7 protein-coding genes and 1 pseudogene are annotated in these 7,634 nt (G+C 75.7%); 5 read left to right on the top strand and 3 right to left on the bottom strand.

Annotation, left to right across the window (positions count from 1 at the left end; genetic code table 11):
- Positions 1 to 27 precede the first annotated feature (27 nt).
- The 3 genes from AB5970_RS11510 to AB5970_RS11520 all read left to right on the top strand — a co-directional run bounded on the left by AB5970_RS11510 (position 28) and on the right by AB5970_RS11520 (position 2,868).
- Positions 28 to 2,028 carry an ATP-dependent helicase gene (locus AB5970_RS11510; RefSeq protein WP_370504081.1) on the top strand — a complete coding sequence of 667 codons (2,001 nt, stop codon included), beginning with the start codon at positions 28 to 30 and terminating at the stop codon, positions 2,026 to 2,028.
- A gap of 149 nt (positions 2,029 to 2,177) precedes the next feature.
- Positions 2,178 to 2,372 carry a hypothetical protein gene (locus AB5970_RS11515; RefSeq protein WP_370504082.1) on the top strand — a complete coding sequence of 65 codons (195 nt, stop codon included), beginning with the start codon at positions 2,178 to 2,180 and terminating at the stop codon, positions 2,370 to 2,372.
- A gap of 142 nt (positions 2,373 to 2,514) precedes the next feature.
- Positions 2,515 to 2,868, top strand: a complete 354-nt coding sequence (locus tag AB5970_RS11520; protein ID WP_370504083.1) for a WhiB family transcriptional regulator — start codon at positions 2,515 to 2,517, stop codon at positions 2,866 to 2,868.
- Positions 2,869 to 2,877: 9 nt separating this feature from the next.
- Here AB5970_RS11520 and AB5970_RS11525 read toward each other — a convergent pair whose 3' ends face one another.
- Positions 2,878 to 3,915, bottom strand: a complete 1,038-nt coding sequence (locus AB5970_RS11525) for a thiamine biosynthesis protein ThiF (protein ID WP_370504084.1) — start codon at positions 3,913 to 3,915, stop codon at positions 2,878 to 2,880.
- Between the two features lie 113 nt (positions 3,916 to 4,028).
- Entirely contained in the window at positions 4,029 to 4,187 is a 159-nt protein-coding gene (locus tag AB5970_RS11530) for a DUF5679 domain-containing protein (RefSeq protein ID WP_370504085.1), read from the bottom strand.
- A gap of 191 nt (positions 4,188 to 4,378) precedes the next feature.
- Between AB5970_RS11530 and AB5970_RS11535 the strand changes: the two are divergent.
- A pseudogene (locus tag AB5970_RS11535) lies at positions 4,379 to 4,969 on the top strand (YgjP-like metallopeptidase domain-containing protein); the annotation flags it as partial.
- Positions 4,970 to 5,237: 268 nt separating this feature from the next.
- Here AB5970_RS11535 and AB5970_RS11540 read toward each other — a convergent pair.
- Entirely contained in the window at positions 5,238 to 6,635 is a 1,398-nt protein-coding gene (locus AB5970_RS11540; protein WP_370504086.1) for a zinc-dependent metalloprotease, read from the bottom strand.
- 140 nt (positions 6,636 to 6,775) lie between these two features.
- Between AB5970_RS11540 and AB5970_RS11545 the strand changes: the two genes are divergently transcribed.
- On the top strand, positions 6,776 to 7,634 hold an 859-nt coding region (locus AB5970_RS11545; protein WP_370504087.1), incomplete at its 3' end, for an NAD-dependent epimerase/dehydratase family protein.

The raw sequence follows: 7,634 nt of genomic DNA on the forward strand, positions 1-7,634 counted from the left end.
TCGGCAGGTGCTGCGAGACTGTGCCCGATGTCCGCCGAAGCCCTCCTCGATGCGCTCGACCCCGAGCAGCGCGCCGTCGCGACCACCCTGCGGGGCCCGGTGCGCGTGCTCGCGGGTGCGGGCACGGGCAAGACCCGGGCGATCACGCACCGCATCGCGTACGGCATCCAGGTCGGCGCGTACCGGCCCGCCAACGTGCTGGCCGTGACGTTCACCGCCCGGGCCGCGGGAGAGATGCGCACCCGCCTGCGCCTGTTGGGCGCGTCGGGCGTGCAGGCCAGGACGTTCCACGCCGCCGCGCTGCGCCAGCTCGGGTTCTTCTGGCCCAAGGTCGTCGGCGGCCCGCCGCCGCGCATCCTCGAGCAGAAGGTCAAGCTGGTGGCGCACGCGGCGCAGCTGGTGGGCCTGGAGACCGACCGCGAGAGCGTGCGCGACCTCGCCTCCGAGATCGAGTGGGCCAAGGTCTCGCTGGTCACCGCCGACGACTACGCCAAGGCAGCGGCCGCGACCGACCGCCCCGGTCCGGGCGGCACCGATCCCCAGTCGGTGGCCCGGCTGATGGCCGCGTACGAGTCGGCGAAGGACCAGCAGGGGGTCATCGACTTCGAGGACGTGCTCCTGCTCCTGGCGGCCATGCTCGCCGAGCGCAGGGACGTCGCCGACTCGGTCCGCGAGCAGTACCAGCACTTCGTCGTCGACGAGTACCAGGACGTCAGCCCGCTGCAGCAGTACCTGCTCGACCAGTGGCTGGGCGACCGGCAGGAGCTGTGCGTCGTCGGCGACCCGAGCCAGACCATCTACTCGTTCGCCGGGGCGACCGCCCACCACCTCACGTCGTTCACGACCACCTACCCGCGGGCCACGACGGTGGAGCTGGTGCGGGACTACCGCTCCACCCCGCAGGTGGTGGGCCTGGCCAACCACGTGATGAACGCGGCGCGCAAGGCGGGCGGGCCGCCGCCGCTGGCCCTGCGCGCGCAGCGGCCCGACGGTCCGGACGTCTCGTACGTCGCCTACCCGGACGACGACGCCGAGGCGGCCGGCGTGGTGCAGGGCATCGCGGACCTCGTGCGCGCCGGCGTGTCCCCGGCCGACATCGCGGTGCTGTTCCGGACCAACGTGCAGTCCGAGGCGTTCGAGGCCGCGCTGGCCGACCGCGGCATCGCCTACCAGGTCCGCGGGAACGCCCGGTTCTTCGCGCGCGCGGACGTGCGCAAGGCGCTGGTGCTGCTGCGCGGTGGCGCGCGCGCGGCGGACCCCGACGTGCCGATGCCGGAGTCCGTGCGGGACATCCTGCGCAGCGCCGGCTGGACCGACTCGCCGCCGGAGGGGCGCGGCGCCGCCCGCGAGCGCTGGGACGCGCTGCAGGCGCTCGTCTCGCTGGCCGACGCGCTGGCCGCGGCGCCCCCGTCGGGCAGCGGCCCGCCCACGGTGGCCGACCTGGTGGCCGAGCTCGACGAGCGCGCGGCGGCGCAGCACGCGCCGACCGTGGACGGGGTGACGCTCGCGTCCCTGCACGCCGCCAAGGGTCTCGAGTGGGACGCGGTCTTCCTGGTCGGGCTCTCCGACGGGCTGCTGCCCACGGTCCAGGCGCAGACCGACGCGGCCCTGGCCGAGGAGCGTCGCCTGCTCTACGTCGGCATCACCCGGGCGCGCGAGCACCTGCAGCTCTCCTACTCCCGGGCCCGTCACCCGCGCGCCCGGGCCACCCGGGGGGTGTCGCGCTTCCTCACGGACCTCTGGCCCGACGACCGTCGCCGCGCGACCGTCGCCCCCCGCGAGCTGGACGACCGCCAGCAGCTCGTGGTCGACCAGCTCACCGCCTGGCGCGACGCCCACGCGGCCGAGGTGCGCCGCCAGCCCGCGTCGGTGCTGACGAGCGCCACCATCCGCGCGATCGCCGAGCGCTGCCCGAGCACGCTCGAGGAGCTCGGGGCCGTCCGGGGCGTCGGGCCCACCACGCTCGCGGGCATCGGCGAGGACGTGCTCGCGGCCGTCCGCGCGGCCGTCCACGCCCCCGCGCGCTGAGCCGTTCGGGCGACCCCAGAAGTTTCTCGAGGAATCTTCGTAATTCTGTTGTCCGCGTTTCCGGCCCTGTCCTAGGGTGGGCGAAGTCCTTGTTGAGGGACCGCGCCGATCAAGCGAGGGTCCGAGCCGGAGAGGGGGTGGGTGCACTGATGGAGAGCATCACGATGATCGCGACGCCGAACGCCTACGCGTTCCTTCCGCGACTCGTCGCACCCGTCACGTTCCGGTCCCAGGGGAGCGCTCTGCCTATCGGCGGCGGCGCCCTGGAGCTCACGGACGGGATCGCGAAGCGTCGCACGGCGACCGATCCCCGTCAGCACTCGACCCGGACTCCCATGATCTGACCTCTCGCCAGAGGCATCAGGCCGCGGAGTCCGAACTCGGACCCGCGGCCTTTCTGTTCTCCCGATGATCTCGGGTGGACGGGTTGGCAGTCGGTCCGCACCGACGCAACACGCTCACCAGCAAGGACATCAGGAGGACATCGTGCGGCTCACGACGCTGCTCGACACGGTGAACCAGGGCGGATCCGGCCCCTGGCCCCTCACCAGCAGCACTTCGACGACCGACGACCGCCAGACCTTCGATCAGCTCGTGGCCGACTTCATCCCGTGCCGCTCGGGCGACCCCGAGCTGTGGTTCGCCGAGCGGACGGCCGAGGTCGAGCGGGCCAAGGCCCTGTGCCGCGAGTGCCCGCTGATCGAGGGCTGCCTGGCCGGCGCCATCGAGCGCGCGGAGCCGTGGGGCGTCTGGGGTGGCGAGGTGTTCGTCGGTGGTGTGGTGGTCGCGACCAAGCGTGGTCGTGGTCGCCCCCGCAAGAACGCCGTCCCGGCGGCCTGAGGCCGCCGCTCAACGGGCCGTGACAGGTCCCGGCGCGCCCACCAGCGACGCCGGGAGGGCGGTGCACCCGCACTCGGGGTGCACCGCCCACGCGCGTCTGCGGGGGACCGCGTCCGGCAGGGTGACCTCGAACGAGGTGCCCGGTGCCGCGCCGCCGACCCGGTCGAGGCGCGCGAGGACCGCGGCGGCGCCGAGCCCCGCACTCACCGCAGCGACCGCCCCGGGCTCGCGCGCCGCCGAGCGGTCGGCCCGGAGCTGGGTGCACAGGGCGGGCCACGCGGCGTCCGCGTCGGTGCGGTGCAGGTCGAGGCACCGCAGGCAGGGGCCGGCGCCCGGCACCACCAACGGCCCCACCAGCACGTCGGCCTCCCGCACGACGACGGACAGGTGCGCGGTCCCGCCCGTCACGAGCACGGGTCCGCGCACGGGGTCGGCCACCCGGTCCTCGACCAGGACCACGACGTCCGGCACCCGGTCCGACGCGGTCGACACGTGCGGCGCGACGTCGCGCAGGAGCCGGGCGGCGACGTGCTCGCGGGCCGACCCCACGTCGGACCACCGGTAGCCGCACACCCCGACGTCGACCGTGCGCACGGGCCGCTCGTCGTCCACCAGCACGGTGCCGACGCCGGCCGCCGCCAGCCCGACCGCGATCCCGAGCCCGGTCGGCCCGAGCCCCAGGACCCCGACCACCCGCTCTGCGCGCTCCCGCACGAGGCCGGGGCCGTAGGCATCCGCACGCAGCAGGTCCCCGACGTCCGCGTCGACCGCGGCCGGCCCCCGGAGCACCGGCCGGGCCGGACGGTCCTCGGTCAGCCCGGCGTCCGCGAGGGTGGCGACGATGTCCCGCACGCGTCCCGGGTCGAGGCCGCACCCGGCCGCGACGGCGTGGAGGCCCGTCAGGTCGGTCCTCGGGTCGACGGCCAGCAGCAGGTCGGCCTCGGCGCGGGTGAGGTCGGGCAGCCGCACGGCCCAGCGCGGGTCGGTGCCCACCTGCACCTCGGTGGCGGTGCGGCGCAGCACCCGCAGCCCGGCTCGCAGTCGCATGGGCGTCACCCTTGCAGCGCGGCGGGTTCACCTCGCGGGTTCGTCCACAGGGTCCGGACATGCCGGAGGGCACCGTCCGTGCGGACGATGCCCTCGGACGAAGGTGCGGGAGCTCAGGCCTTGCCGAGGATGCGGTTGAGCTTCGTGCCGCACACCGGACAGGTGGCCTTGGCCATCCTGCGGCCGGACTCCGAGATGACGACGTCGCCCTCGGCCTCGCGCTTCTCCTTGCACTTCACGCAGTAGAACTCGCCTGCATACGTCTCGGCCATGGGCCCTCCCTCGGTGTCAGGCACCGGACCGGGGAACCGCCGGCCGGCGGCCGGGCGTGCTGGTGCACCAACGCCCGCGCGACGTCCACAGTAGTAGTCGAGACACCCACAGCCCGCGGAATCGTGCAGGACGCGCCGTGCGTGGACGGGTGAACCGAGCCCCGTGGGCCCCGCGCGCTAGCGTTCCTGGTGTGCAGCCCACGCAGGACCTGTCACAGGTCGAGATCCGCCGCTCGCGCAAGCGCGTGCGCACGGTGACGGCGTGGCGCGAGGGCGACCGGACCATCGTCGCCATCCCGGCGCGGTTCACGCGGGCCCAGGAGAACGAGTGGGTCCGGCGCATGATGGCCCGGCTCGCGGCCCAGGAGCGGCGCCGCCGCCCGTCCGACGACGAGCTGGCGTCCCGCGCCGCCGACCTGTCGGCGCGGTACCTCGGCGGGCGGGCGCGGCCCACGAGCGTGCGCTGGTCCAGCAACCAGGGCCGTCGGTGGGGCTCCTGCACGCCCTCGGAGGGCACCATCCGGATCTCCGACCGGGTCCGCGGCATGCCGCGCTGGGTGCTCGACTACGTGCTGCTGCACGAGCTGGCCCACCTGCTGCACGCCGGGCACGGCCCGGACTTCTGGGCGGAGCTCGACGGGTACCCCCGCACCATGCGCGCGCGGGGGTTCCTCGAGGGCTACGCGTACTCGGCCGAGCGCGGCGCGCACTCCCCGGAGGGTGGTGCGGACGACGGCCCGGCGGACGAGGTCGACGACGGCGGGCTCGAGGAGCCGGACGACGTCGTGATCGACGAGGTGGACGCGGACGACCTGCTCGACGACGACGAGGAGCCTGGGCGCGCGGACGACGACGCGTCCGACGACGACGCGCTCGACGACGACCCGCTCGACGACGTGGCGTCCGGGTCCGACGACGACGCCATCGGCCAGCTGGAGCTCGAGCTCGGGGACGTCGGGCGGGACGGGAGCCGCTGACCGCTCCCGCCGGTCGGACGAGGACGAGGACGACGGCGGCCGGGGCCTGGGCCCGCTGCAACCAAACGACCGGTCAGGCGTCGGGGTCGGTGTCCGGGTCCTCGCCCAGGATCTCCGCGAGGGCGCGGTCCACCTCGGCGGCGTCGTCGACGGCGGTCGCGCGGCGCGCGGCGTAGCCGGACGGGTCGTCGAGGTCCTCCGTGCCGGGCAGCAGGTCCGGGTGGTCCCACACCGCGTCGCGGGCGGCGGCGCCGTTGTCGCGGCCGATCTGCGCCCACAGGGCCGCGGCGTCGCGCAGCCGGCGGGGCCGCAGCTCGAGGCCGACCAGGTTGGCGAACGTCTGCTCCGCGGGGCCGCCCGCGGCGCGGCGGCGGCGGATCATCTCGCGCAGCGCCATGGTGTGCGGGAGGTGGGGGAGCGCGGCGGTCGTCGCGACCTCGTCCACCCAGCCCTCGACCAGCGCGAGCGCGGTCTCGAGCCGCTCGAGCGCGGCGACCTGGGCCGGCGTGGAGTGGGGCGCGAACACCCCGCCGGAGAGCGCCTGCTGGAGGGCCGCCGTGTCGGTGATGTCGATCGAGCGGACCGCGTCCTCGAGCTGGTCGGCGTCGATGGTGATGCCCCGGGCGTAGGTCTCGACGGTGGCCAGCAGGTGCGCGCGCAGCCACGGCACGTGCGTGAACAGCCGGGTGGCGGCTGCCTCCCGCAGCGCCAGGAACAGGCGCACCTCCTCGACCGGGGCGTCGAGGCCCTCGGCGAAGGCGTCCACGTTGGCGGCGACGAGGGCGGGCGCGGGGCGGTCGAGCAGGGGGAGGCCGATGTCGGTGGTGCCGAACACCTCGTGCGCGAGCGTGCCCGCCGCCTGCCCGACCTGCATGCCGAACACCGCGGACCCGAGCTGGCGCAGCAGCTGGCCGGGCTCGAGGCCGCCCGGGAGCCCGAGGTCGGCCGACCCTTCCGGCAGGGCGCCGCCGAGCGCGCCGACGAGCGCGACGGACAGGGAGGAGGCCACCGGCTCGGTCAGGGTGCGCCACGTCGGCAGGGTCGCCTCGACCCACTCCGCGCGGCTCCAGGCCTTCGGGGTGCCGGCCGACGGGGGCAGGTCGGTCGCAGCGTCCAGCCAGAGCTCGGCCACGCCGAGGGCGTCGTGCACCTGGCGGGTCTGCGCCACGGTGAGCGAGGGGTCGCCGCCGGCGGCGGCCTGCTGGCGGGCGAGGTCGTGCGCCATCTGCCAGTTCACGGGGTCGTCGCCCGAGGCCGCGAGCAGCGCCTGGACCTGCGCGAACACCTGCTGCAGCGCCGCCGGGTCGTCGGGCAGGCCCGACGCGGCGGCCATGGCGGCGGGGTCGAAGCCGCGCTCCTGCAGCTCGCGGATCGCCTCGTCGGCGCTGTCCCCCAGCATCGCGCGCATCACCTGTTCCCAGGCGGGCACGCCACCATCGGCTCCGGGGACAGCGGAGTTGTCGGGGCTCACGGGGACCTCCTGCGACGATAGGGCCGGCTGCGAACCACGGTAACCGCGCAGCACAGGAACGAGGGATGGTGGGCGAGCAGATTCGCTCAGGGCGCAGCACCCGACGAGCGGAGCCTCCGCGGGCCGACGAGGTCGTCGTCGTGGGGCACGGTCCGATCGCGTCGGCGGTCGCGGCGACCTGGGGCGGGAACGTGCGGAGCATCGACGAGGTGCCCGCCGAGCGGCCGCAGGACGCGCTCGCCGGCGCGACCGTCGTCGTGCTCGTGGCGCACCCGGGCGACCTCGTGGCCTCCGCGGTCAAGGGGCGACGGGAGCGCGAGGCCGCGATCGTCGCGCACACGCAGCGCGGGCTGGCCGCGGCGCGGGCGGTGGGCGCGCGGCACGTCGTCGCCATCAGCTCGGCCGTCGTCCACGGCGCGTGGCCGGACCGCCCGGTGGTGCACGACGCCGACCCGCTGCCCGGCGCCGACGAGGCTCCCCGCGACGGTCTGGTGGGCGACCTGCTGGCGGCCGAGGCCGTGCTGGCTCGCGGCGGGCGGCGCAAGACCCCCCTGGTCACGGTGCTGCGGCCGGCGGCGGTGGTGGGTGCGGGCGTCGACACCTTCGTCACGCGCCACTTCGAGGCGCCCCGCCTGCTCACCGTGCGCGGGGCCGCGCGGCAGTGGCAGTTCGTGCACGTCGACGACCTGGCGGGCGCGGCACGGTTCGCCGTCGAGCACGGCCTCGCCGGCGTCCTGACGGTCGGTGGGGACGACGTGCTGGAGCCCGCGCAGGTGGAGGCGGCCGCGGGGATGCGGAGGATCGAGCTGGCCGCCGCGACCGCGTTCGGCACGGCCGAGCGCCTGCACCGAGTGGGCGTGCTGCCCGCGCCCGCCTCGGAGCTGGCGTTCGTCGTCTACCCGTGGACCGTCGCGTCCGACCGCCTGCGCGCCGCGGGCTGGGAGCCGCGGTGGTCCAGTGCGGCCTGCCTCGACGTGCTGCTCGAGGGCGTGCAGGGCC

The sequence above is a fragment of the Cellulomonas sp. ICMP 17802 genome (genome assembly GCF_041295535.1).
Taxonomy (GTDB): domain Bacteria; phylum Actinomycetota; class Actinomycetes; order Actinomycetales; family Cellulomonadaceae; genus Cellulomonas.

Coding starts and splice junctions, on each gene's coding strand:
- AB5970_RS11515 (WP_370504082.1), top strand. CDS start 2,178: ATGGAGAGCATCACGATGATCGCGACGCCGAACGCCTACGCGTTCCTT.
- AB5970_RS11525 (WP_370504084.1), bottom strand. CDS start 3,915: ATGCGACTGCGAGCCGGGCTGCGGGTGCTGCGCCGCACCGCCACCGAG.
- AB5970_RS11530 (WP_370504085.1), bottom strand. CDS start 4,187: ATGGCCGAGACGTATGCAGGCGAGTTCTACTGCGTGAAGTGCAAGGAG.
- AB5970_RS11510 (WP_370504081.1), top strand. CDS start 28: ATGTCCGCCGAAGCCCTCCTCGATGCGCTCGACCCCGAGCAGCGCGCC.